Origin of the sequence: Lacticaseibacillus thailandensis DSM 22698 = JCM 13996, from assembly GCF_001312865.1 — a bacterium.
Taxonomy (GTDB): domain Bacteria; phylum Bacillota; class Bacilli; order Lactobacillales; family Lactobacillaceae; genus Lacticaseibacillus; species Lacticaseibacillus thailandensis.
The window spans coordinates 24,322-49,905 of the sequence record NZ_BBER01000001.1; the positions used below are offsets into that span (position 1 = coordinate 24,322).

Annotated in this window: 19 protein-coding genes and 6 pseudogenes; 23 read left to right on the forward strand and 2 right to left on the reverse strand. The window is 55.5% G+C overall.

Annotated elements, in window-relative coordinates:
• Window positions 1-4: 4 nt before the first annotated feature.
• The 12 genes and pseudogenes from JCM13996_RS00120 (at window position 5) to JCM13996_RS11310 (ending at window position 12,300) form a co-directional block, all read left to right on the forward strand.
• Window positions 5-824: pseudogene (locus JCM13996_RS00120) on the forward strand (sugar phosphate isomerase/epimerase).
• A gap of 179 nt (window positions 825-1,003) precedes the next feature.
• Window positions 1,004-2,743: an ABC transporter ATP-binding protein gene (locus JCM13996_RS00125; protein WP_054749139.1), complete on the forward strand. Its 1,740-nt coding sequence runs from the start codon at window positions 1,004-1,006 to the stop codon at window positions 2,741-2,743.
• On the forward strand, window positions 2,736-4,559 hold the full coding sequence (locus JCM13996_RS00130) for an ABC transporter ATP-binding protein (protein WP_156321840.1): 1,824 nt from the start codon (window positions 2,736-2,738) through the stop codon (window positions 4,557-4,559). Before JCM13996_RS00125 ends, JCM13996_RS00130 begins: the two co-directional genes overlap by 8 nt.
• 73 nt (window positions 4,560-4,632) lie before the next feature.
• On the forward strand, window positions 4,633-4,755 hold the full coding sequence (locus JCM13996_RS12110; protein ID WP_263848826.1) for a hypothetical protein: 123 nt from the start codon (window positions 4,633-4,635) through the stop codon (window positions 4,753-4,755).
• A gap of 385 nt (window positions 4,756-5,140) precedes the next feature.
• On the forward strand, window positions 5,141-6,241 hold the full coding sequence (locus JCM13996_RS00135; RefSeq protein WP_054749141.1) for an ArgE/DapE family deacylase: 1,101 nt from the start codon (window positions 5,141-5,143) through the stop codon (window positions 6,239-6,241).
• 140 nt (window positions 6,242-6,381) lie between these two features.
• Window positions 6,382-6,855 (forward strand): nucleoside 2-deoxyribosyltransferase, encoded by a 474-nt coding sequence (locus JCM13996_RS00140; RefSeq protein WP_054749142.1) that lies wholly within the window; start codon window positions 6,382-6,384, stop codon window positions 6,853-6,855.
• A gap of 168 nt (window positions 6,856-7,023) precedes the next feature.
• Window positions 7,024-7,290, forward strand: a complete 267-nt coding sequence (locus tag JCM13996_RS00145; protein ID WP_054749143.1) for an ACT domain-containing protein — start codon at window positions 7,024-7,026, stop codon at window positions 7,288-7,290.
• 9 nt (window positions 7,291-7,299) lie between these two features.
• Window positions 7,300-8,642 (forward strand): annotated as a pseudogene (locus tag JCM13996_RS00150) (PFL family protein).
• A 115-nt stretch (window positions 8,643-8,757) separates the two neighbouring features.
• Window positions 8,758-9,825: a competence protein CoiA gene (locus JCM13996_RS00155; protein ID WP_156321776.1), complete on the forward strand. Its 1,068-nt coding sequence runs from the start codon at window positions 8,758-8,760 to the stop codon at window positions 9,823-9,825.
• 93 nt (window positions 9,826-9,918) lie between these two features.
• Window positions 9,919-10,599, forward strand: a complete 681-nt coding sequence (gene yjbM / locus JCM13996_RS00160) for a GTP diphosphokinase (RefSeq protein WP_054749145.1) — start codon at window positions 9,919-9,921, stop codon at window positions 10,597-10,599.
• Between the two features lie 2 nt (window positions 10,600-10,601).
• Window positions 10,602-11,394 (forward strand): annotated as a pseudogene (locus tag JCM13996_RS11305) (NAD kinase); the annotation flags it as partial.
• A gap of 6 nt (window positions 11,395-11,400) precedes the next feature.
• Window positions 11,401-12,300 (forward strand): RluA family pseudouridine synthase, encoded by a 900-nt coding sequence (locus JCM13996_RS11310; RefSeq protein WP_054749650.1) that lies wholly within the window; start codon window positions 11,401-11,403, stop codon window positions 12,298-12,300.
• A gap of 80 nt (window positions 12,301-12,380) precedes the next feature.
• On the opposite strand, the gene JCM13996_RS00175 is transcribed toward JCM13996_RS11310, so the two are convergent.
• Window positions 12,381-12,755: a PTS glucitol/sorbitol transporter subunit IIA gene (locus tag JCM13996_RS00175; RefSeq protein ID WP_054749146.1), complete on the reverse strand. Its 375-nt coding sequence runs from the start codon at window positions 12,753-12,755 to the stop codon at window positions 12,381-12,383.
• A gap of 121 nt (window positions 12,756-12,876) precedes the next feature.
• Here JCM13996_RS00175 and JCM13996_RS00180 point away from each other — a divergent pair, with 121 nt between their 5' ends.
• From JCM13996_RS00180 to JCM13996_RS00195, 4 genes and pseudogenes are all read left to right on the forward strand, one after another.
• Window positions 12,877-13,896 carry a lactonase family protein gene (locus JCM13996_RS00180; RefSeq protein ID WP_054749147.1) on the forward strand — a complete coding sequence of 340 codons (1,020 nt, stop codon included), beginning with the start codon at window positions 12,877-12,879 and terminating at the stop codon, window positions 13,894-13,896.
• Window positions 13,897-13,963: 67 nt separating this feature from the next.
• On the forward strand, window positions 13,964-14,785 hold the full coding sequence (locus JCM13996_RS00185; protein ID WP_054749148.1) for an undecaprenyl-diphosphate phosphatase: 822 nt from the start codon (window positions 13,964-13,966) through the stop codon (window positions 14,783-14,785).
• A gap of 106 nt (window positions 14,786-14,891) precedes the next feature.
• Window positions 14,892-15,563, forward strand: coding sequence for a copper homeostasis protein CutC (locus JCM13996_RS00190; protein ID WP_054749149.1), 672 nt, complete (start codon window positions 14,892-14,894; stop codon window positions 15,561-15,563).
• A gap of 228 nt (window positions 15,564-15,791) precedes the next feature.
• Window positions 15,792-17,102 (forward strand): annotated as a pseudogene (locus tag JCM13996_RS00195) (ammonium transporter).
• A gap of 73 nt (window positions 17,103-17,175) precedes the next feature.
• On the opposite strand, the gene rpsN reads toward JCM13996_RS00195, so the two are convergent.
• A complete protein-coding gene (gene rpsN, locus JCM13996_RS00200; protein WP_054749150.1) occupies window positions 17,176-17,445 on the reverse strand; it encodes a 30S ribosomal protein S14 in 270 nt (89 codons plus the stop codon).
• Window positions 17,446-18,020: 575 nt separating this feature from the next.
• Between rpsN and JCM13996_RS12655 the strand changes: the two are divergent.
• From JCM13996_RS12655 to ymfI, 7 genes and pseudogenes are all read left to right on the forward strand, one after another.
• A pseudogene (locus tag JCM13996_RS12655) lies at window positions 18,021-18,963 on the forward strand (magnesium transporter CorA family protein).
• A gap of 53 nt (window positions 18,964-19,016) precedes the next feature.
• Window positions 19,017-19,525, forward strand: a pseudogene (locus JCM13996_RS00210) (tRNA (cytidine(34)-2'-O)-methyltransferase).
• A gap of 244 nt (window positions 19,526-19,769) precedes the next feature.
• Window positions 19,770-22,184: an FtsK/SpoIIIE family DNA translocase gene (locus tag JCM13996_RS00215; RefSeq protein WP_054749151.1), complete on the forward strand. Its 2,415-nt coding sequence runs from the start codon at window positions 19,770-19,772 to the stop codon at window positions 22,182-22,184.
• A gap of 23 nt (window positions 22,185-22,207) precedes the next feature.
• On the forward strand, window positions 22,208-23,461 hold the full coding sequence (gene yfmF, locus JCM13996_RS00220) for an EF-P 5-aminopentanol modification-associated protein YfmF (protein ID WP_054749152.1): 1,254 nt from the start codon (window positions 22,208-22,210) through the stop codon (window positions 23,459-23,461).
• Window positions 23,461-24,582 carry an EF-P 5-aminopentanol modification-associated protein YfmH gene (yfmH, locus tag JCM13996_RS00225; protein WP_156321778.1) on the forward strand — a complete coding sequence of 374 codons (1,122 nt, stop codon included), beginning with the start codon at window positions 23,461-23,463 and terminating at the stop codon, window positions 24,580-24,582. The genes yfmF and yfmH overlap by 1 nt, the downstream gene beginning before the upstream one ends.
• Window positions 24,579-24,767, forward strand: a complete 189-nt coding sequence (locus JCM13996_RS10665; RefSeq protein ID WP_156321779.1) for a hypothetical protein — start codon at window positions 24,579-24,581, stop codon at window positions 24,765-24,767. Before yfmH ends, JCM13996_RS10665 begins: the two co-directional genes overlap by 4 nt.
• Entirely contained in the window at window positions 24,764-25,489 is a 726-nt protein-coding gene (gene ymfI, locus JCM13996_RS00230) for an elongation factor P 5-aminopentanone reductase (RefSeq protein ID WP_054749153.1), read from the forward strand. The genes JCM13996_RS10665 and ymfI overlap by 4 nt, the downstream gene beginning before the upstream one ends.
• Window positions 25,490-25,584: the final 95 nt, after the last annotated feature.

The window sequence follows — 25,584 nt, forward strand, 5'->3', positions numbered from 1 at the left end:
CAGGATGCAATTAGGGTTAAAGGCTAGTACTGACGAAGACCAAATTGCGGACCGCCTCCAGTACCATCCGGATGTCTTTGAGTTTCACCTGACGGCGGACGACTTCACCGACACTGGTGGGTGCACCTCACCCAGGTGGTCGCGCACGTACAAGCCACGGTGCCCCGGGTTGTGCTGCATCACCCCATGAAATGGCACGGTTGGCGGTGTGAATTATGTGTCAATGCGGACGTCCACCCCGATTTGTACCAGTTCGTGATGGACAGCTCGCGGCGCTTGGTCGACTTTGCCCGGGCAACCGGCACGATTGCCTTGATTCATGGGGGCTACAACCAGAAGCCGGGGGAACCTGACCTCGTTGGTGACTGGCCGAACCTGCGTACTGCCCAGGCCGTGGTGTTGGGACGACTCAGTGAGTTGCGGAGCCGGGCTCAGGGGCACGTGGTGTTTGAAAACAGTATGTTGCCCACGTTCCAGTACGGGGTACCCGCCTTTGAGGATCAGCTGCTGGCTTTGGGGTTACCATTGGCCTATGATGTTAGTCACGCTTTATCGTCCTACATGGTGATAATGACGCGTTGATTGCCAGTTTACACCACCTGGCCCCACTAGTGCGGCACTACCACCTGGTGGACTCCATGGGGCAGACGCACGACAGTCTGACGTTAGGGACTGGTAAAATTGATTGGGTGCGGGTGTTGTCGGAACTTAATCCGACCGCCTCGCGGATTTACGAAATTAACTTAGCGGACCAGTGGCGCTGCCAGGAAATGTTGGCGAGTCACCAATACCTCGAAGGGGTGGCCCGCAAGATTCAACAATAGGTGTGCTGAACCGATAAATCGGCGTGTAGCACGTACTGACAACTGCAAAGTTGTGGGCACGGGCTACACGCCGATTGTGCTTTATGGCAGCAAAGGTTATTGCACCACCAGCCAAATAACGGTGGTTTACGCCGATAAAAAGGGGGTAGTGACCAGGCTATAGTTCTGGCCGCACGGATTTGTTCAACATCGTTTTTAAACATACACATGGGAAAGCACTGGTTTGCTTGATTTTAGCCCCCCTCACGATGCTCGGGGAAGTCTTTTCGGACTTGCAGCAACCAACATTGATGTCCCGCATTCTCGATAACGGGTTAGGCAAAGGTGACATGCACTACGTATTGCGGACCGCCGCGTTAATGGCGTTCTTTGCGGTCGTGGGCCTTGTGGCGGGGGTGTCGTGTAACGCTTTAGGGAGTTACGCCTCATTGCAAATGGGGGCAGCCTTGCGGCAACACATGCTACAGGTGGCACTGACTAGTCGTAACCCCCGGGGACTGCAGCCGGCTACCATCATTACGCGGATCACTAACGATGTGATCCAAATGCAAAACCTCGTGCTGATCATGGTACGGGGGATGGTGCGTGCGCCGCTGTTGATGATGGGCGGGGCCGTTATGTCCGTCATCGTTTGTCCCCAATTGGCCTGGTTGTTGCTCATCGTCATGCCGTTACTGCTGATTTTTATGGTGCTAGTAGTGCGGCGGAGCGTCCCGCTGTTTACGCGTGTGCAGCAAAGCATTGACCACGTAAACCAAATCATGCGGGAAAACTTGAACGGGATGAAGACCATTAAGTCTTACGCACTGGAAGACAGTCAATACCACCGCTTCAATGGGGCCAACGAGCAGCTCCAAAGTGATAGTGAGGTGGCACAACACTCGACAATCATCTTGTCGCCGGTCATCCTCCTGGTCCTGAACCTGGCGGTGGTGATTGCCTTGGCTTACGGTGGCCGGCTGGACATGCAGCACGTCATTTTGGACGGGCAAATTATTGCCTTTGTCAATTACATGATTCAAATTACCAACGCCATGATCGGGACGGTCAACATCATCACCGCCTTTTCACGGGCCAGTACCAGTGCTATTCGGGTGCGGACCGCGCTTGATGAGGAAAATCAGGCGGACGCGCTGGACCAGCAACCGGGGCACGCCCAACTGCCAGCTGGTAGTGGGTTCGACTTTGACCACGTCAGCTTTGGCTACGGCAAGCGGCCCATTTTGGCCGATATTGACTTCCACGTGGCCGATGGTACCTGGCTGGGGGTAATTGGCACAACGGGGAGTGGTAAAACCACGTTGGTTAACCTGCTGACCCGTGCCTTTGATGATTATCAGGGGCACATCATGGTCGGTGGCACGGACGTACAGGCGCTGACGCTCACCGAATTGCACCACAAAGTGGCGGTGGCCCTGCAGGACAGCGTGCTGTTTTCCGGGAGTGTGCGCGATGATCTGCGTTACGGGCAACCCGACGGCACGGACTCCAATTTAGCCCGGGCGATACACGATGCCGCAGCGGATGACTTTATCGATGCGGCTGGTGGTGGGTTGGACCTACCGGTTGAGCAACACGGAAAGAATTTTTCTGGTGGTCAACGGCAGCGCTTGAACTTATCCCGGGCACTGGCGGCTGATTCCGACATTTTGGTGTTGGATGATATTACCAGCGCGGTGGATCAAGAAACCAACGCGCGGATTCAGCAGCGGTTGCGTACTAGTCGACGCGGTCGGACTACCATGATTATTTCCCAGCGGATTAGTAACCTGGTGGATTGTGACCAGATTATTGTGCTAGAGGGTGGTCGGATCACCGGTCGCGGCACGCACGCGGAACTGATACGGACGTCGTCATTTTACCGACGGCTGGTGGCAGCCCAATTTGGCGAGGAGACGGTAGCCAATGCAAATGCGTAATGTTGGTAACATGGGCGGTGGGCGCCGTCCCGGCACACCACGTGGAGTGCACGTTGAAGTAACCATCAATGATTGGCGCGGGACGGTACGCCGGATCTGGTCGTACCTTGTCAGCAAAAAGTGGCGCCTAGTCGGCGTGTTTTTGATGACGGTAGTCACTACGGCCGTGACGATTGTAGGCAACCGGATCAACGGCATCGTTGTGGACACGTACATTGCCAAAGACAACTTGCGGGGACTGTACATCATTTGCCTGATGTTGGCGGGGATGTATGTAGTCTCCAGTGCGTTCACCTATTGGCAGAATGCCACCATGATCGACGTGGCTCAGGATACGAGTGCGCGGATTCGCCACGACATCTTTGCTCGCCTACAACGGTTACCCATGCGCTACTTTGATACCCACGATAATGGTGACGTGATGAGTACACTCACTAACGATGTGGATAACATCAACACGGCGTTGATGCAGACGTTTGTGCAACTGTTTACCGGGATCATTAGCGTGGTGGGCATGCTGGGGGCCATGATCGTGCTCAGCCCGCTACTGACCGTGATCGTGCTATTGAGCACGGTCATGACGTACTCATTTTCCCGCATGGCGGCACGGGTGACCCAAAAAGCCTTTACGGTGCAACAAGCAGCGCTGGGGGACCTGAACAGTCAGATTGAGGAATCGGTTTCGGGTAAACGGGCCGTGCAGTTGTTTAACCACGAAGCGGCCACGTTACGCCACTTTGCTAGCACCAACGCGGAGTACACCGCGGCTGCTTACCGGGCACAACTGTTTAGTGGGGCCATGGGGCCGTTTAACAACATGACCAACAACCTCGCTTACCTGCTGATTACGGCGGCTGGGGCCATTTCCATTGTGAGCGATCGCGGTGGCATCACGGTGGGGGTTATCTTTACCTTCCTGATCTACCTGCGCAACTTTACTGGGCCCATTAACAACACCTTGAACCTGATCAACACGCTGCAGCTATCATTGGCCAGCGCGGAGCGGGTGTTTGCGGTCATCGATGAACAGCCAGAGCAGGATCAACCTGACGCGGTGGCAGTCACGACCACCACGGGGGCGGTGCGCTTTGACCACGTCAGCTTTGCCTACGTGCCCGGACACGAAATTTTGCACGACATTAATATTACGGCGCACCCCGGGGATACGGTGGCCATCGTGGGGCCAACTGGGGCCGGAAAGACGACGATGATGAACCTACTGACAAACTTGTACCCCCTGCAAGCGGGGGCGGTCTTCTTGGACGGTCGGGATGTTACCACCATCAAACGGCAAAACCTACGGCGGTTGGTGACGGTGGTACAACAAGAATCGCACATGTTTACGGCTAGCGTAGCGGATAATATTCGCAACGGACGTCTTGACGCTACGGATGAAGAGGTTCAAGCCGCTGCGGTACGTGCGCACGCGGATACGTTTATTCGGCAGCTGCCGCAGGGGTATGCGACGGTGTTGACGGAGGACGCGGCGGGATTATCGCAAGGGCAGCGGCAGTTATTGAGTATTGCGCGCGCCTTTGTGACGAATGCGCCGGTGCTGGTGCTGGATGAAGCCACGAGTTCAATCGACAGTAATACCGAGTTGGATGTGCAACATGCGATGGCGGACCTGATGCAGGGTAAGACCAGCTTTGTGATTGCGCACCGTCTGTCCACGATTCAGCGGGCCACGACCATTGTGGTGATCAATGGTGGGCGCGTGGTGGAACAAGGGACGCACGCAGAATTATTAGCGGCACATGGATTCTATTACCAGCTATACCAAAGTCAGTTCCAGCATGACATTGACAAAAAGTAAGAAAGAGTGTAATATACTAGTATTCGCTACCTCGAGACCATTCGCACCACGAAACATGAATGGAGGTAATATTATGCAGTATCGTTTACAACTTGATATGAAGACGCAAGAATTTATTGCGATTGATCAGCACGACAGTCACAAGGTCGGGCGCGGTCTAACGGTTGAACAAGCTATAGCAGCCATGAAGCGGTAACCCGCGATGGCAAATAGTTGTGGGGTTCAACGTCAATCACATGATAATTTACAGTCTATCAACCATCCTTCGTGAATGTGCGCTATGTGCATTCGCGGAGGATTTTTTTTGCGCGGCGAGTTAGCGCTTTAGCGCATACTCGCCGCCACTCGGAGGCTGCGCGCAGCCCAGCCGAGAGACAGAGGTCCGATAGCAATTGGCAGACAGATCGCGCACGGCCCCCCCCCGTTCTATCTTCGTTGCACTAACTCCCGCCTTGCCCCAACCCCGCCAAATGACTATACTTGAGACAACATAAAAATTCACTTTCTTGCATATTAAGTCATTCAGGAGGCTCTCATGTCAAATTATCCAGCTGAAGCACTCACGTTATTGCAAAAAAATTATGGCCGTACCCACGGTGGGTCAGGACGAAAGTTTGGTGGCCGATATTATTGAGGATTACCTGCAACCATTGATTGCGTCTGGGGTGCTGGCGAGTACCCGCGTCAACTTTGCGCCAGGTCGCGACAACCTGGTAATCCGTTATGGTGAGGGCACCGACCACCTGCTCGGGTTGAACGGCCACATGGACGTGGTCACGGCTGGCGACGAGCAGCAATGGCAACACGCGCCCTTCACAGCTACGGTCGTTGGTGGCCGCATCTACGGTCGGGGTGCTACCGACATGAAGGCCGGACTGGCCGCGTTGGTAGTTGCCCTGAAGCGGCAGGCGACCGCGGTCCCGCATCCGGTGCACCCAGTGGTGTTGTTCGCCACCGTGGGTGAGGAAGTGGACAACTACGGGGCCCGCCAGTTGGCCGCGGCGGGGTACGCCGACCACCTGGAGGCACTCTTGGTGGGTGAGCCCAGTGAGGGCGTCATCAAGCCCGCCCAGCGTGGCATTATCGATTACACGGTGACGGCACGGGGCAAAGCGGCGCACTCCTCGCAGCCGGAGTTGGGGGCTAACGCCATTGACGGTTTGGTTGCCTTCCATCAGGCCGCGCAGACGGCAGTGGCACCACTACTCGCCCAAACCGCACCGCTATTGGGGCACCCAACGCACGCCATTACCCTGATCAATGGCGGGGCTCAGGTCAACATCATCCCCGAAGCGGGCCATCTGCGTGGTAACATTCGCACCATTCCTACAGCAAACAACGCGCAGTTTGTCGCGGCCTTGCACCAAGCGGTTGCGGCGGTCAATGTCCCGGGTGTGACGTTGGACTTGAGCGTTGATTCCACGTTGGACCCGGTTGGCACTCCGGCCGATAACCCGTTGGTCCAGGCTGTGCAAGCGGCGCGGGCCGCTGAGCAGTTGGCGCCGGCGCCCGTTGCGGGGGACACCGGCATTACTGATGCCGCGCTGATGTGTTTACCGGGGACGGCTTTAGCCATCTACGGTCCCGGCAACGGCACTTCACATCAGACTGATGAGTTTGTCGAATTAGCCGACTTTAATCAGGCTTTAGCCGTGTATGGCCACTTGCTGGCCCAGTGGTAAATTGTTCCACGACAATGTACGCCGCTGATTGACCTGATGGGAGCGGTTTAGTTGGGAAACATTACGGTTGGTGGGTGTCCCCGTAACCAGTGAAATGATGATATGCTGTTAACATCAACTTATTTGAAGGATGGTTACTAATGACAAAAACTGCATATATTGCATCAAGCTGGTTCAATCCAGAACAAACTGCGCTGATGAACGCGGGTGTTGCGGCACTGAAGCAAAACACCACTGTTGATATGGACAACAGCTACCTGCCGTTGGCACACCAGTACAAGGGTTTGGACACGACGGAACATCCAGAATTGCTCTCTGACACCGAGTGGCAGATGGCGACCTTTAATGGTGATGTTCAGGGCATCAACAACACGGATTTGGTGATTGCGTTGTATGACCCCAAATTGGAGAACAGTGATCCGGGCGTTCTATGGGAAATTGGGTATGCCTACGGAATCCGGAAGCCCGTCATTCTCGTGCTACCAGATGGCAACGAAATGCCAATCAACCTAATGCCAGCAATTGGTGTCACGGCGGTGATTAACGTCGCCGATTTGACGGATTACAACTTTAACTTTCCTAATTACGTTGTGTACCAGGGCAAAGCTTACTAAAGTTTGCTTGATTGATCCCGTAGATCCCGTAGCTAAGTGGCTACGGGATTTTTTTACGGGTGTGATTGGGGACCGGTCAATTCCAGTATTGCTGCGCGTTGGCGGCAGGGTGCCATATGGTACAATGGCGATAATTGATGCAGCAGACACATACAGGAGGAACGCGTAATGGACGTAGTAGTGACAGTGATGGGGCAAGACCGGGTCGGTATTGTGGCCGCGGTGGCGCAGACGTTGGCTGACCACAACGTGAACATCGTGGACATGACCCAGACCATTCTGCATGGTAGCTTTACCATGATGATGGGGGCAACTTTACCGGCAGACGCTGATTTTGCCACGGTCAAGCAGGCCGTACAGGCGACCGGGGAACAGTTAGGGATGACCATCCAGATGCAGCGCCACGAAATTTTTGACGCAATGCACGAACTTTAGGGGGACACCATGGACAGTAAGCAAATATCCGAAACTATTGCGATGATTCGCGAGGAAAACCTCGACATCCGGACTATCACCATGGGCATTTCATTATTAGACTGCATTCGTGGCGACTTTGACACTACCGCGCAGGCTGTGTACGACAAAATTGTGGCTAAAGCGCAGCACCTCGTGCCAGTGGCGGACCAGATTGAGGAGGAATACGGCCTCCCCATCGTGAACAAGCGCGTGGCGGTCACCCCCGTGGCGTTATTAGCCGGCGGCGATACCAGCTACGACTTTGTTAAGATTGCCCAGGCCATGGACCGGGCGGCTAAGGACCTCGATATTGATTTGATCGGGGGCTATTCGGCGCTGGTCCAAAACGGCATGACCCCTGCCGATGAGGCGTTGATCGACAGTATTCCGGCCGCGTTACAGCAGACTGAACGCGTGTGCTCGTCGGTCAACATTGGGAGCACCAAGTCGGGGATGAACATGGATGCGGTCAAGCTAATGGGCGAAATCGTTCAGCAAGTAGCTACACCCAAGCCGCAGGACGCCATGAAGCTGGTCGTGTTCTGTAACGCTGTTGAAGATAACCCGTTCATGGCGGGGGCCTTCTGGGGTGTTAGTGAGGGTGACGTGGCCATTAACACCGGGGTATCAGGCCCCGGCGTCGTCCAACGCGCCATTGCGGCGATTCCCGATGCGCCGTTTGAACAACTGTGTGAGACCGTCAAACAGACGGCCTTCAAGGTATCACGGATGGGCCAGTTTGTGGGCAAAGTTGCGGCTGAGCGACTACACGTGCCGTTTAACATTGTCGACCTGTCGTTGGCCCCAACCCCGGCCCAGGGTGATTCCGTGGCCGAAATTTTGGAGACGATGGGGCTGAGCCACGTGGTAGTTACGGCACCACGGCGGCCCTCGCCCTGTTGAATGACGCGGTCAAGAAGGGCGGCATCATGGCCGCAGAACGTGTCGGGGGACTTTCCGGGGCGTTCATTCCGGTCAGCGAGGACGCTAACATGATCGCCGCTGCGGCTGCGGGCCACATTGGTCTGGAAAAACTGGAAGCTATGACCGCGGTTTGTTCCGTTGGTCTCGACATGGTGGCCGTTCCTGGTAAGACGCCGGCCACGACCATTGCCGGCATGATTGCGGATGAAGCTGCTATTGGGATGATCAACAACAAGACCACGGCGGTGCGGGTGATTCCTGTTGCCGGCAAGGATGTTGGTGACGTGGTGGAGTTTGGCGGCATCTTTGGCCGCGCCCCAATTATGGCCGTGAACGACGGTGATAGTAGTCAGTTCGTGAACCGGGGCGGCCACATTCCGGCGCCGATCCACTCCTTCAAAAATTAGCTGGTCGTTATACCAAAAAGTCTGTCACCGCATCTCTCGGTGACGGACTTTTTTGGTGGGTGGACTGTGCCAGCTGGCGGAGCGCCGCGAAATCACCCTGTACGGGGGTGATGGGATGTTTGTAGCGATTGATGATGCGGGGCAGCGCATCCAACTGGATGCCCACGACCAGGCCACGGCGTTGCAAGTGACGGGGACGGTCTGTCGGTGTCCGGTTTGTCATGCTGAGCTGATAATTCGCAACGGACAGGTGTTACCGGCCCACTTTGCCCACCGGGCCGGATCTGATTGCGTCGTGGGCGAACCAGAGAGTCGGGACCACATGGTGGGTAAACACCTACTGGCGACGTGGGCACGGGCAGCTGGTTGGCAGGCCGACTTTGAGGTATACTTACCAGCCGTCAAGCAGCGTGCCGATGTGTTGCTGCACCGGGGCGATGCGGTGCAGGCACTGGAATTTCAGTGTGCGCCGTTGAGCGTACAAAGATTAGCCGAGCGGACGGCGGGGTATGCACAGTTGGGCTTGCCGGTACAGTGGCTGTTGGGGCCACGCTACGTGGGTCAGCAGCCCGGACCCGCAACGGCCAAGTTTGAAACGTGGAGTGCTACGCGGGGGCGGGAACTGCGGTTTGTGGACCCGCATACGCGGCACATGTGGGCGTGGTGGGGGCTCACCAACGCAGGTTGGAACGTGGAGCAACTGGCCCCCAACGCCCGTCCTGCGCGCTGGCACGCGCAAAGTACGTCCGGTGTCTCTACGGCCCGACAGATACTGCAGGCGTTGGCCTACCGGGACCGGGACACCATGGCCGTGCAGGCTTTGTGCTACCAACGTGGTGTGCATTTGGCGGGTTGTCCAGTGGTGGTGCACCAGCAGTTGAGTGGGGTGCCGGGATTACAAACCAAGGAGTGGCTGTTAAGAGTACGTTGGTTGCTCGATTTTTGGGCCGTACCCACGTGGACTGTCGCCGGGATGACGCATTGGTGGATGGATTACGTTGTGGGTGCCCGGGTGCCGCTCATGGGTGGGCGCCAGGTCGCCGCCCTGGCTGCGGACGCGTGGTTAGCCGCCTTGGTGGCGGGCGACTACGTCACGGTTGACGGTCAGCAGTTGCGTTGGTGCCAGTGGCCGACGTGGTTTGCTGATGGTGACCGCAAACTAGCGGCTATTCACGAGCGTTGAAGTATAACCCGTGACACCAGCCCGACCGACTGCCGCACTTTGATGGGGCTATGTTACAATGTGGTGTATTCATTGCGTAAGGAGGCAACCGGTATGGCACGTGATTGGGATAAGTTTTTGATGCCCTATGAACAGGCAGTGGCGGAGCTCAAAATCAAGCTGCGCGGCATGCGTAAACAATTTCAACAAAATAACGCCCACTCACCGATCGAATTCGTCACGGCGCGGGTTAAAACGGTTGATTCCATCATCGAAAAGCAAGCACGACGGCATATTAAGGACGACGTGCTCGAAACGGACATGCAGGACATCGCGGGTTTCCGCATTATGTGCCAGTTCGTGGAGGATATTTACACGGTTGTGGACCTGTTGCATCAGCGTACGGACATGACGATCGTGGAGGAACGGGATTACGTCACGAACGTCAAACCGTCTGGCTACCGATCGTACCACATCATCATCGAGTACCCAGTACAGATGGTGAACGGGGAGAAGAAGATCTTGGCCGAAGTGCAGATTCGGACCATGTCGATGAACTTCTGGGCGACAATCGAGCACTCCCTCAACTACAAGTACGGCGGGGAATTTCCCGACGATATCAAGGACCGGTTGAAGCGGGCCGCCGAAGCTAGTTTCTTACTGGACAAAGAAATGTCGGAAATTCGTGAAGAAATTCAGGAAGCACAGCAATTATTTTCGTACGGCAAGGGCCAAGAATTACCGCCAAGCGCTGACGGCAATACTGATGGCACTACGCCGTCAAAGGGGGCATAGCAGTGCGCGTTTGGGTTTTTCATAATTCGGGTACCAAGAGTATGGATGCGGCGCACGCCTTGTCCAAAAAAACTCCAGGCCGCCGGGTTTCAGGTTAGCCCGGCCCGCCCGGAAGTGGTTATTACCGTGGGCGGTGACGGGACGCTGTTGTCGGCCTTCCACCGTTATAATGCATCGCTGGATTCCATTCGGTTTGTGGGGGTGCACACGGGGCACCTCGGGTTTTATACGGACTGGCGGGATTACGAACTGGATGAATTAGTGACGGCCCTTAAAGCCGATAATGGCCAGCGCATCGGGTACCCGTTACTCGATGTGAAGGTGACGTACGCTGATGATTCAACGGGACACTACGTTGCGTTGAATGAGGCTACCTTGAAGCGGGTCACGGGCACCATGAAGACGGACGTCATGATCAGTGGCAACTTCTTTGAAAGCTTCCGTGGCGATGGTTTATGTATTTCGACGCCAACCGGTTCTACTGGTTACGCCAAATCGGCGGGGGGCGCTGTATTACACCCACGGCTGGAGGCACTGCAAATGACGGAGATTGCGTCCATCAATAATCGGGTCTACCGGACGTTGTCGTCGCCAATTATCATTGCTCCGGATGAGTGGGTCACGCTCAAACCCGTTCCAGGCATTAACTACACGATGACGGTAGACCAGTTCAGTATGTCCGACCGGCCAGTAAAGGCTATTTCGTACCGCATCGCGTCTGAGCGTATTTACTTTGCGAAGTACCGGCACATGCACTTCTGGGATCGCGTCGAGGATGCATTTATTGGGGCGAAAAAAATAATGGATTTTACGTGGAATTATCAGGGCCCCCGCCAATCCCTACAAAAGTTTTTGCGTCACCAAGGGTTTAGTTTGACCCTGCTGACAAAAATGAAGTACCACGGGGGTATGGTCTTTGTGAACCATCGCCAGCGTAATACTACGTACAAAATTCGCCGCGGAGACGCGGTATTTTTGCGTCTGCCACCCGAGCAGCCAGCGGACAGCGTGGTCGCCACCCCGGGGCCCATCGACATCGTCTTTGAAGACCGGGACCTGCTGATCGTCAACAAGCCGGCGGGGACTGCGTCCATTCCTGCAGCCAACCACCAGCCAGACTCGATGGCGAACTTCGTGAAGCATTACTTGCAGGTGACCCACGCGGAAAGTACGGCGGTGCACGTGGTCACCCGATTGGACCGGGATACCAGCGGGTTGATGATCTTTGCCAAGCACAGTATGGCGCATTCCTTGTTGGACCGGCAGTTGCACAGCCCGCAGATGCGTAAGGAGTATTACGCAATTAGTGGCGGTAATGAACCACTGGCGGCCCACGGCTGGATGGTGATGCGATTGGGATTGTCCAGCGAGTTTTACATGCGCCGGGCGGTGACCCTGGACGGCAAAAAGTCGGCTACGGAGTACTGGACGTTAGCTCAACATGGCCGCTGGGCCTTGAGCCGCGTGCTACTGCACACGGGCCGGACGCATCAGATTCGGGTACACTTTGCCGCAATTAATCGTCCCCTGGTGGGGGATGATTTGTACGGAGGCGCTCCCGGCGTGGGCCGACAAGCGCTTCATTGCGCCGCGCTCACGTTGCGGCATCCTTACACCGGAGCAACGTTACGCCTAACGGCCCCCATGCCGGACGACATGCGGCAATTTGCGCAGGCCCATCACCTGTTGACAGGGGCCTAATTATCAAGAACCACTACACAAACAATCCTTCCTGCCATTGACAGGAAGGATTGTTTGTTTGTATTAGGATCAGTCGTGAATTAGTCGTTCATCACGTAGCGAATGGTTGTGCCCACCGTAAAGGTTGGGCGTGCGGTCGGTACCAAGTAGACGGCGTTACCCAGCCGGTCCTCGTTGGGCACCGGTTGAAACATGAGCGTGGCGTGGCCGATTTGCTGCAGGTTGGCGTTGGTTAAGCTACCCACCGCCGAGATGCGAAACTTGATGTCGTTAATGTAGATGTGGTCTCCGTGGTGCAGTACTAGCTGTTTCTGTTGTGCTGGTTGGTCAAAAGTTTGGATCACCGAGACGTCGGCCAGTTCTGGCGTGGCTTCCTGACCGAACAAAATGACCAGTGGGTCCGTCTGGCTGATTGCGTGTGGCCCAATTGCCGTAACCGTTGCCGTGATTTCCATAGTTGTACCATCCTCACTTACTGAAATTAATTCCATCATACCATTATCGCGATGATAATTTCACAATTTGGGGAATACGCTTTCTTTTTCGGGTATACTGGTGACAAAGGGGGAAATTACCATGCAAGAAACAGTGTATCTCGGTGGCTATACCCGGAGCAATGGCAAGGGTATCTACCGGGCCGTACTTGATACGACCAAGCAACAGCTGAGCACACCGACACCGTTGATCACGACGGTGTCCGGGCCAACGTATCTGGCGGTGAATGGCGACAAGATGTACGCCGTGGCCGCGGGGGACGGTACCGGGGGTGTGGTAGCAATTGACCTTGCGGGTACGCCCCACGTCATTAACTCGGTGTTATTACCGGGTACGTCTCCAGCCTACGTGGCGGTTGACGCCCAACGCCGGCTGGTTTATGCGGCTAACTACCACATGGGGCGGATTGACGTTTTTGTGATCCGCGATGATGGTGGTATTGCGTTAGCCAGCAGCAATCAGTGCACGGGCTCCGGGCCGCGGCCAGAACAAGAAGCATCCCACGTGCACTACACGAATTTAACGCCGGATGGACGCCTAGTGGTCTGTGATTTAGGGGCGGATGCCGTGACGACCTATGACGTTGATGCGGCGGGTCAAATTCGGCCGGTGGCCACCTTTGCTACGGCGCCTGGTTTTGGCCCCCGCCACATTACCTTTCACCCAACGCTACCGGTGGCTTACCTACTAGGGGAGCTGGCCAGTGAGTTACAGGTATTGGACTATGACGCAGCGGCTGGGACCTTTGCTGCCCGTGAGCGGCTGTCCACGTTGCCACCGGATTGGCACGGGCAAAATGGGGCGGCGGCCGTACGAATCAGTGCTGATGGACGTTTTCTGTACACCAGCAACCGCGGGCATAACAGCATCACCGTTTGGGCCATTGATGCTGGTGGTGATGTGACTCCCGTCCAGCACATTACCACCGCCGGCGAATTTCCGCGCGACATCAATCTGGATCCGAGTGGCCAGTTTGTGTTGGCCGTCAACCAGAATTCGGATAACGCAACGCTGTACCGGCGTGATGCCGAGACGGGCTTGCTGACCATTGTGCAGCAAGACATCGTGGCGCCAGAAGCCGTAAACGTCACCTTTGCTTAATATTCTATTTTGCTGACCTCTGGTATACTTGAAGCATTGTGTATACATAGGAGGACGCAAAAATACCATGATTGATATCATTAAAGCCATTATTATTGGGATTGTTGAAGGGTTGACTGAATTCCTGCCGATTAGTTCCACGGGCCACATCGACCTGGTGCAATCACTGATCCATATGGGCCAGTCGCAGCAATTCAAGGACATGTTTAACTACGTGATCCAGTTGGGGGCCATCATGGCCGTGGTGATCTTGTACTTCAACAAGTTGAACCCGCTGGCACCCAGCAAGTCCCACTCCGAGAAGCGGTCCACGTGGTTATTATGGGCAAAGGTCATTGTGGCCGTCCTTCCCAGTGTTATCATTGGTTTCCCACTGAATGACTGGATGGATGAACACCTGCAGACGCCGCCGGTCATCGCGACGACGTTGATTCTCTACGGGATTTTGTTCATCGTGATCGAACGTTGGAACGCCAAGCGGACCCCGGTAATCAACACCTTGGCTGATGTTTCGTTCCAGTTGGCGCTGTGCATCGGGTTGTTCCAGGCACTGTCCATTGTGCCGGGGACTAGTCGTAGCGGTGCCACCATTTTGGGGGCTATTATTCTCGGAACATCCCGTTACGTCGCCACTGAATTTTCGTTCTTCTTGGCGATTCCCACCATGTTTGGGGTATCCATCTTGAAGTTAGGAAAGTTCTTTGCTCAGGGTAACGCTTTTACCGGCGAACAATTTGCCGTCTTAGCGGTAGGGTTCATCGTTTCGTGGATCGTTGCCTGGCTCACCATTAAGTGGTTGTTGCGGTTTGTTCAGGGGCACGACTTCCAGGGCTTTGGGTGGTACCGCATTGCTTTAGGAATTGTGGTCGTGTTAGTCATGGTATTGTAGCGCGCGGGTCTGCAGTGTCGAGCCCGTACGGCAAATGTTGTCAAAAATTCCTGGCGGGTGGTCGTTAACCACTCACCAGTTACCAGTTATATGAGGAGAACAAAACATGCTGAATGAAATTGCCGTTGAGAACTTTACCTTAGTGCCGGCCGCCATGCGTGCGGGCGCCCAGCGCATCGAATTGACCGGTAACCTCGCGTCTGGTGGTTTGACCCCCAGTAAAGGGGTGATGGCGGAAACGCTGAAGTATTGCCACGAACACGACATGACGGTCGTGGCTATGGACCGCCCCCGTGGTGGGGATTACTACTTCAATGACATTGAGTTGAAGATGATGGAAGCCGATATGTTTGAAATGCAGGCACTCGGGGTCGACGCCGTCATCTTTGGGGTGCTGACCCGGGACAACCACCTGGACGCAGACGCCATGGAAAACCTGATTGCCGCTGCGGGTGGCATGGACCTGGTTTGCAACCTGGCGTTTGATTGGATTCCGCGGGCTGATCAGCATGCCGCTTTGGATTGGCTGGCGGACCATGGTTTCCGGCGGATTTTGACCCATGGGGGCTTGCTGGACACGAACGTCGTAGACAACATCCCGGTTCTCAAGGAAACTGCTGCTTGGGCACAGGGCAAAATTGAGGTTATGCCCGGTGGTGGCGTTAACGACGGTAATAAGGAGCAGGTAACCAGCGCGATGGGGGTTAACCAAGCACACGGGACCCACTTGCTCGGCGAGCTGGTACCCGCCGTTCCGGTCCACACCCGGCCACTTTAATGACAGATAAACTGACATTTTTGCTTGTAAGTGCAAAACTGTCAAGTACCCTTGTGAGGAAAGCTTACGCGAATTGAACAAAACTGCGCCGTGGCGGATGACCGTCACGGCGCTTTTTATGTTGGGCGTGCTGCCCAAGGCCTATACCAATTGGTGAAAATATTGTCGGGGGGAAGCGTTAACCGGTGCTACCATGCCGGTATAGTGCAATCGAGGGAGGAACAACCAATGAATACAGTTGATACGGCATTTGTGATACTCGCGAGTGTCTTGGTGTGGTTTATGACGCCGGGACTAGCCTTCTTTTACGGTGGCATGGTTTCCAAGGGTAACGTCGTGAATACGATGCTGTCGGTGTTCTACATTACGGGGATCGCAATCTTGCTCTGGGTTGGTGGTGGCTACGAATTGGCCTTTAACGGGAACGTCCTCGGTATTATCGGTCGGATTCACGGGTTGTTCTTGTCTGGCGTGCACTTGACCACGTGATGGGGACGGGGCTACCGGTCGGGGCGTACGTACTGTTCCAGATGATGTTTGCCATTATTACGCCGGCCCTGTTCGTTGGGGCGGTGGTTGGCCGCATGCACTTTAAGTACCTGACGTGGTTTATCGTGTGCTGGTCCGTCCTGGTGTACTACCCGTTGGTACACATGGTGTGGGGCCCAGGCGGTCTCCTAGGAGGCTTGGGGATGCTCGACTTTGCTGGTGGCACTGTCATTCACATCAATGCCGGTGTGACGGCACTCGTCCTCTCGGTGTTCCTGGGTCGGCGGCGGGTGTCCCGGTTTCAACCGTATAACCGTCCGTGGGTATTACTCGGTACGGCGATTTTGTGGATCGGTTGGTATGGGTTTAATGCTGGGTCGGCATTGGGTGTCAACCGGGCGGCGGTCACGGCAGCCCTCACTACCAGTGTTGCCGCCGCCAGCGCCTGGTAGCCTGGATGGTCCTGGACGTCTATCGCACGGGAAAACCGACGCTGGTTGGTGTCTGCACGGGAGCACTTTGTGGGCTGGTGGGTATCACCCCGGCGGCTGGTTACGTCACCTGTGCGGGGGCCGCGGTGATTGGGCTAGTGGCGACGATTGCCAGTTACAGTTTTATCCAGTTGGTGAAGCCTCACCTCGGTGTGGATGATACCTGGATGCCTTTGGCTGCCATGGCGTTAGCGGGATTGTGGGTAGCCTGTTAACGGGTGTGTTCGCCAGCAAAGACGTGGCTCCACAAATTAAACACGCGGGGGTGCTCTATGGTGGTGGTATGCGGTTGTTGTTGGTGCAACTGCTGGGTACGTTGGTCACGGTCATCATCGTTGCGGGCATGGTGGCGCTGATTACGGTGACGTTGCGGCGCTGCTTGCCCATGCGTGTCGGGGCCCAGGAGGAGCGGCTCGGGTTAGATTTGGGCGAACACGGTGAGACGGCCGATTACACGGTGGCCGCGCTGCGGGCTTCGACGCCGGATGTCCTTAACTATCCGGATGAATTTACTGGACAACTGGGTGGTTTAGGTCACTTACCCAACAAGAGACGTTAAGTTGCTGCCATAAAAAAAACACCAATTAGCAACTAATTGGTGTTGAATGATTCATGCAATTAAAGTGTCATGCTTACCAGCTAGCCTTGCGCACACCAGGAATTTGTCCTTGGTGCGCTAGCCGCCGAAAGTTGAGGCGAGACATGCCAAACTTACGCATGTAGGCATGTGGACGTCCGTCGATACGGTCGCGATGGTGCAGCCGCACTGGCGAGGCGTCGCGGGGCAACGTCGCTAGGGCAGCATAATTGTGTTGCTGCTTGTACTCCGCTCGCTTGGCGGCGTACTTAGCCACGGTCGCTGCTTGACGCCGGGCCTTCATGATCTTTGATTTCTTGGCCATAGTGAACTCCTTTCTCGCACACGGGGTGCGCAAATGATTTTATACTGGTAGGTGCTACCGATTGTTGACTCGGTGTAGCATCCCTTGACTGGTCGGTCAATACGCTTAACAACAATATTCATTATACACTGGTTACTAACAAAAAGAAAGTGAATTGGCGGACACGTTGGCGATTGTGATCGGACAGCTGGCTTTGTAACCGCCTTGTCACAAATCATTATGACCATGAATGGCGCTGAACCCTAGGGTGACGGCGATACGAGGCTATTTTCCGCGGGCGGTTAAGGGTTGCATTTACAACGTGTCGGTGATATAGTTTCTGCAAGGCCGATTAATCTCCGACTTTTATCAGGTGCGTGGTTGCCGGTTTGATAAAAGTTTGCGACTAAGGTCCACTAGCGTATCATCTCGCCGTGCTTAGCACCGAGGTGGTCCGCTTTTTTTTGTGGCCGGGACAATGCTACCGCGGTTCTACCGCCCGCCACTCAGGCATTACACGGGGCAAGTGTGACCTGACTTTTACCAGCCAGTGCCGTACAATGGGGTTATTCAATCAGGACGAGGAGGGCGGCACCATGCTGGATGTTTATCGACGCAATGCGGCCGGATCACTTTACCCAGTTAAAACAATTGCTCCGGGCACCTGGATCAACGTGGTGGCACCGGATAGGGACGAGCGGGCGCGACTGCTGCAGGAAGCCACGTGCCCGAGGACTTCCTCCTCTACGGGTTGGACCCTGACGAAGGGGCCCGCTTTGAGTTTGACGAGGATAACCATAGTGGGCTGATTATTTACGACATGCCCACGGTGGTGGCCCATGAGCACCAGCGGTATAGCTACAAAACCATTCCGCTGGCGATGATCATCACCCCAGATTGTATCGTGACCCTTCACGAGGAGCCGGTACCGTTGCTGGGCATGTTTGTAGAGGGCAAAGTCGCGGGGTTTGACCCCGAACGGCGCATGCTGGCCGCGCTACAGATGATGTACCAGGTGAGCGTGAGTTACCTCGCATACCTGCGGGACATGAACAAGGAGCGCGAGCGGACCGAGGCCAAGTTACAAAAGTCCTTGCGGAACGATGACCTGTACGGCCTGATGAGCATTCAGCGTAGTTTGGTGTACTTCATGATGAGTTTACGGACGGACCGGAACGTGCTGGATAACTTGCGGCGCAGCACCAGTTAACCTTGGCCGAGGACGAGCAGGACCTGCTGGAAGATATCGGCATTGAAGTGCAGCAAGCGACCGAAATGTCGCAAATTAGTAATTCGATCATCAAGGAAACTGCGGATACATATTCGTCGATCATTAGTAACAACATGAACGGTGTGATGAAGTTTTTGACCAGTTATTCCATCATTTTGACGATTCCCACCCTGGTGTTCTCATTTTACGGGATGAACGTCGCGTTGCCGTTCTCGCATTCGGCACTCAGTTGGGCCATCACCATTTTGATTTCGGTACTCATTGCTGCTGTCATCAGCGTCGACTTTTGGCGGCACAGGTACTTTTAGTACGTAGCAGTAGTCCGCAGTAGCAAATTAATTAAGCAAAGGAAGTAAGTGCGTTGACCAACCACATTGTTTTATACCAGCCAGAAATTCCGCAAAACACGGGGAACATCGCCCGGACGTGCGTCGCACGGGTGCCATTTTGGATATTATCAAACCGATGAAATTCAAAATTAACGACCACACGGTCAAACGTGCGGGACTCGATTATTGGGACAAGTTGCAACTGGTGTTCCATGACAGTCTGGACGATTTTATGGCGACGGTGCATGATCGCGGGCGGCTCCACTTGATCACTAAGTTTGCCAGCGAAACGTATTCGGATCGCGACCTATCGGCGACCACGGGCGACCAGTACTTCATGTTTGGCAAGGAAACGACCGGTTTGCCGGAGCCATTCCTGCGCGAATACGCGGACCGTTGCCTGCGTATTCCGATGACGGACGGTATTCGGGCCCTGAACCTGTCAAACTGCGCGGCACTGGTCATTTATGAAGCGCTGCGGCAGCAAAACTTCGCCGGCCTGGAACGGGTGCACGAATATCCACACGATAAGTTGAAGTAACCCACCGCGAGCGTTTCCGCCCAGTCCAGTCACTGGCGGGCACGCTTTTTTTGGTCCAAAGATGTGGGGTAGCGTGCTGACCAGCTCGGGGTGGGTGAACCGCTTCCCAGTGCACGTCAAGGCGCGGTTCGCTACGCACCAGCTACGGCGTTATGGCGGTCCCACGCACCGTGGTGGGTCATACTCATGCGACACCACGGCAGAAGTCTTGTATAATCGGTAAGAGAAATGGGGGCACTACGTAATGGCAAAGAGACGCCGCAAAACGACAACTGCACGTAAAACAACCGCCCGGCGCAGAAGTAGCGGGGATTATACACTTAACTGGGTGGGCGCGATCCTACTCCTCGTGAGCGTCTTGACCGCCACGCAATTGGGACTCATTGGTGTGACCTTTGCCAACATGTTGCGCATCGTGGTCGGGGATAGCTTTGTCGTCGCCGCGTGGGTACTGGCCGTACTTGGTGCATGGTTGCTGTTTACCGGCAAGATGCCGCGCATTAAGCACCGTGTATGGTGGGGCTTCGCCCTCTTTTACGTGGGCGTATTACTCTGGATGACAGCCACGACCATGAACAAGTTGGCCGTTCACAGTCACTTCCTGTCCGCCTCGTGGGCGATCCTCAAAGCTGACTTTCAACAACTAACTACCGCCAACCCAATTGGTGGCGGGCAAATCAGTAGTGCCATTTACACGTTGACCTATGCGCTGGTTTCGTCACTCGGTTCATACATTGTTGCCGGTTTGGCGATCCTGGCTGGGATCATGATCTTCTTGGGCGTTACACCCGCCCAGTTGTTTGATGCACTCCAGAGTTTCGGTGCTTGGTTGGCTGAGGGTGGTCGGCGCCTCCGCGACACTTACACTAATTGGCGTACTGCGCACGACGAGCGTGCGGCCGATGACGCGCAAAAAGACGCGCAGGTTGCCAGCCGGAAACAACGTCGGGCTGAGGCTAAGGCAGCGCAGACGGCGCACAAAGCGGACGATAAGGATCTACCGACGCCGCATGATCACGACGAACCACTAGTCGGTCAAGTGGACACACCTACGACAGCAGATGATTTTCACATTAACGTGCCGTCTTCCGCGGCGCCGACTAGCAGTGCGGCGGCCAGTGGGGCACAGAATATTGCGGCATCCAGCAGTTCGGCGAGTCCGGAGCACGCCGAGCAACTGTCTTATGACGACGCGTTGGCCCAGACGGGGGAGCCTACGGACGATTACCAGTTGCCGTCATTGGACTTGTTATCCCAGCCAAAGCCGGTTGACCAGTCCGAAGAGCTCAGTGCGATTCAGAAGAACCGGACCAAATTGGAACAGACCTTCAAGAGTTTTGGGGTCGACGTGACCGTGAAGTCGGCGAGCCTCGGGCCGTCCATTACTAAGTATGAAATTGAACCGGCCGTCGGGGTCAAGGTGTCGAAAATTGTGAACCTGACTGACGACCTGGCGTTGGCGCTGGCAGCGAAGGATATTCGTATTGAGGCGCCGATCCCCGGTAAGAGTTTGATTGGGATCGAAGTGCCGAACGCACACGTAGCCACCGTGGGTTTTCAGGAAGTCTTTGGCGCGGTTAAGCAGCACCCAAACAAGCCCCTGGTAGTGCCACTGGGTAAAACCGTGACGGGGGACATCGTGACGAGTGACCTGGCCAAGATGCCGCACCTGCTGATCGCGGGGGCGACGGGATCCGGGAAGTCCGTGATGATCAACGTTATCATTACCAGTCTGTTGATGACCACCAAGCCGTCAGCAGTGCGGCTGATGCTGATCGATCCAAAGAAGGTTGAGCTATCGATCTATAATGGTATCCCGCACCTGCTCGCACCAGTTGTTACTGAAGCTAAGCGCGCCCCAGCCGCTCTAAATAAGATTCTCAAGGAAATGGAACGGCGTTACGAAGCCTTTTCGGCGGCGGGTGTTCGTAACATGGAAGAGTACAACCGGAAAGTACAACAAGACCCCACGGGTAACGCGAAGAAAATGCCGTTTATCGTGGTGATTATCGATGAATTGGCTGACCTGATGATGGTTGCGGGGTCCGAGGTGGAAACCGCCATTATCCGCATCGGGCAGATGGCCCGAGCAGCTGGCATCCACATGATTATTGCTACGCAGCGGCCATCGGTTGACGTCATTACGGGGTTGATCAAAGCCAACATCCCGTCCCGCATTGCCTTTGCCGTTTCCAGCGGGGTGGATTCCCGGACCATTCTGGACATGAACGGAGCCGAGAAACTGCTGGGCCGTGGTGATATGCTCTATGATCCAATTGATATGAACAAACCACAGCGGGTACAGGGTGCCTTCATTCCGTCGGCGGACGTCGAGGCGGTGGTGCAGTACATCACTAACCAGGTAGCGCCAGCCTACGACGAGAGCATGATTCCGACCGCTGAGGATGAACAAACTGACGAGCCCGGCGCTGAGGAGGACGAATTGTTTAACGATGCGCTGGCCTTTGTGGCGCAGAAACAGTCCGCCAGCACGTCCATGTTACAGCGCCGGTTCCGCATCGGTTACAACCGGGCAGCCCGCTTGATCGATGACCTGGAAAACCGGGGTTATATCGGTCCAAGCCAGGGTAGTAAGCCACGGCAGGTCTTTGCGAAGCCTGCCGACGATCAGTCCGGGCCCAAGCAGTCGGGCGCATAATTGTCGTTGAGAAGGAGAACAACTTGCGAACTAAGATTACCGATGGTGTATACCTGAATGTCATTACGTCGAACCAGTTTAAAACAACGCGGATCAACGTCCAGTTCTTGGCCCCATTACGGGCACAACAAAGTGGCCGGCGGGGGTTGTTGACCAGCGTTTTGGAAACGAACAGTGCGGAGTACCCCACGCAGGACCAGTTAGCGGCCCGCCTGGAGGAAATGTACGGCGCCAGCTTTGGCTTTGGCGTCGCACGCGAGGGGGCGGTGCACCGGATGGGCGCCGCCATTAGCGTGCTGAACGATCAATACACCGACACGCCGTTATTGCCCGCAGCTTTTGCGTTTTTACGCTCGGTATTGATGCGCCCGTTAATGCAGGGCAGCGTGCTCGATCCGGCCACGGTGCAACGGGAACGCGACAACCTGTTGCTGTATTTAGCTTCCCTTAAAGAGGACCGGGGGACCCAGGCCGCGTTGGCCTTGCAACACGGCTACTTCGATGACCCCGTGCAAGCGGCGCCGAGTTTTGGTGAATCCGCGGACATTGAGGGCATCGACGCCCAGACGCTGACTGATGTGTACCACGACGCGCTGACGCACGACGCCATCGAGATCATCGTCCTCGGGCCAGTCACGACGGAAACCGTGTTACCGTTGGCCCAGCAGTTGGGCTTTGCCCCACGGCAGGTGGCGTTGAGTCCGGGCTACGACCAGCCGGTCCACACGGACGTGCGCCAGTTCCACGAGCACGCCCCAGTGCAGCAAGCCAAGTTGAACTTGGGTTACCACGTCGAAAGTGACGATTGTGGCCCGCGGTACTTTGCGGCCATGGTTGCCAACCAGCTTTTTGGGGGATCGCCATTGTCGTTATTGTTCCGGAACGTACGCGAGCAGGCAAGCTTGGCTTACTTTGCCAGTTCTAGTCTTAACCAGCGGCGGCACTTTATGATGGTGCAAACGGGGATTGAGGCAGCTAACCGTGCACAAACTGAGGCGTTGATTGCCGAGCAACTGGACAAAGTAGTGCGGGGTGACTTCCCGGACGATCTGCTCCAAACCGTGAAGGACGAAATTTTGAACGGTCGCGAATCGGCGCTGGATAGTCAGCGGTTCTTGATGAACCAGGCGCTGACTAGCGCGTTACAACCAGCGGCGGCGTTGGACTTACCTACGTTTACCGCGCGCGTACAGGCGGTGACCAAAGCGGATGTGGCCGCTGCGGCGGCGACGTTTAAGCTGCAGGCCGTGTACTTGCTTGATGGGGAGGAACAGTAATGGACGATACGACCAAACGATACGCTGATGCGGGGGAAACTTTGCGGCGCGTCACTTTACCGAACGGACTGCGGTTACAAATTGTGGTCAAACCGGAGTACCACAAGACCTACGCGGTGTTTACCACGAACTTTGGGGCGGTCGACGACCAGGTGCGGTTGCAAGCGGATGCCCAACCGGTCGTAGTACCCGCGGGGACCGCCCACTTTTTGGAACACAAACTGTTCGACAAAGCGGATTACGATGCGTTTGACTTGTTTGGGGCCAGCGGTGCATCCGCGAATGCTTTTACAAGTGCTACGAACACCAATTACCTCTTTTCGACGACCCGCAACGTGATGAAGAACGTCGAGATCCTACTCGACTTTGTGCAGGACCCGTACTTCACGGATGCCACCGTGGCCAAAGAGCAGGGGATTATTGGCCAAGAAATTCAGATGTATGATGATGACCCGAACTGGCAGGCGTATACGAGCCTGTTGGCCGACATGTACCCCGGCCACCCGTTGAGCCAGGACATTGCTGGTACCGTGGATTCCATTAGCCACATCACCCCAGCCATCTTACGGACGATGCACCAGGCATTTTACCACCCGCAAAACATGGTGCTGACCGTAGTCGGTAATTTTGACGCTGACGAACTGATTCGGGTCGTGAGTGCCAACCAGGCTGGCAAAGTGACTGCGCCGGCCCCGCAAGCACGGATCACGCACGATGATTACGATGTGAGTGTGGTGCAACCTTACAGCGTCAAGCGCTTAGACATCGTGCGGCCTAAGGGTTACGTCGGGATTAAGGGCAGTGCGCCCATTACGGCCGACCGTGCGGGGTTACGTCAAGAATTAGCTACGCGGCTATTCTTGGAGCTGATTTTTGGCGACTCTGGTCACACCTATACCGACTGGTACGACCAGGGTGTGATTGATGACACCTTTGGCTACGAATTCAACGTGGGTCGTGGTTACAACTTTACGGTCTTTAGTGGGGATGCTACCGACCCGAACCGGATGACCAACGCCATTATGGCGGCGTTGCGCAACTATCGCGCTAACCCTGACGTGAACGTTGACCGCCTAGCGCGGATCATCAAGGCGTCACTGGCAAGTACTTTGCCTCGTTGAACTCACTGGAAAATATTGCTAACCAGCTGGCTAGCCGCGCCTTTGGTGACACGAACATGTTTGATTATCCTGACGTGCTGGCCGAACTGACGTTGGCCGACGTACTGGCAGCGGGCCAGGCCCTGGTACGTGACGATGGGGTGGCTATTTTGCACCTGTTACCGGAAACGGAGGCCAGCAAATGAATACGGCGTTAATTTTGGGTGCCTCGGGGGATATTGGCACCGCCACCGCCCGGACCTTAGCAGCACAGGGTTGGAGCCTGTACCTCCATTTTCACCATAATCAGGCTCAAATCGATGCGTTAGTGCGGGAACTGGTGACGGCGTACCCCCGCCAAGACTTTTTCACCCTGCAAGCGGATCTGACCGACGTACAAGCCGCCGACCAGATTGTGCAGCAGTTGTTTGCCGTGGATGCGGTCGTGGTCGCTGCGGGCATGACGTACTACGAGCTTTTCGCGGACACCACCGTGGCGCACTTGACCAACCTGCTACGGGTGCACCTGTTGACCCCAATGGCATTGATTCGGCAGCTTCAGGATAAACTAGCGCGTAGCGGACACGGGCGCATCGTGTTTATCGGGTCCGTTTACGGCGAAGCTGGTTCGCCCATGGAAGTGGGTTACAGTACGGTCAAGGGTGCACAGTCAGCCTTTGCCCACGCGTACGCCCAGGAAGTGGCTAGCCTCGGGATCACCGTGAACGTGGTGGCCCCGGGGGCGGTGGACACGAAGATGAACGCGGGGTTCGGTCAGTCAGCTTTAGCAGCGGTCACGGCTGATATTCCGGCGCAGCGGCTGGCCCAGCCAGCCGACATTGCCTACTTTGTAGCCACCTTACTTTCTGAAAAGGCAGGTTATTTAACCGGCCAGACTTTAAACGTGACGGGCGGTTGGTTGCGTTAAAACCGTATGATATAACCATTTCTTAATTCAAGATGATGTTGCGGTATGGTAGACTTACAAGTGATGAAACTTTGTAAACGGGTGAGGATATAAAT